Here is a 256-nt window from a genome sequence, read left to right on the forward strand (position 1 = left end):
GTTGATTTATCATTTAAGTATTCTAAAATACCAGGTTTTAATTTATCAATATATCCAAAGTTTGTGAAACCGATAGGGCCGTACACGTTCACGATAGAAAGTGCGATAACTTCATCAATTCCGTATAAGCCTTCATCACGTTTTACAATATCTTGTAACGGTTCACTTAGCATTCCCTTTTCAGCAAGGACATCAAGTTCGATACCTGTAATCAGTGCGTTTTGTACTTCACGTTTTGATAGTACACGTTCTACAT

1 protein-coding gene is annotated in these 256 nt (G+C 35.5%); it reads right to left on the minus strand.

Annotated elements, in window-relative coordinates; genetic code table 11:
- The coding region (locus SB717_RS37640; protein WP_410908256.1) for a phosphatidylglycerophosphatase A family protein at positions 1-256 on the minus strand (256 nt) is incomplete at both ends.

It is taken from the genome of Priestia sp. SIMBA_032, assembly GCF_046535215.1.
GTDB classification, from domain to species: Bacteria; Bacillota; Bacilli; order Bacillales; family Bacillaceae_H; genus Priestia; species Priestia aryabhattai.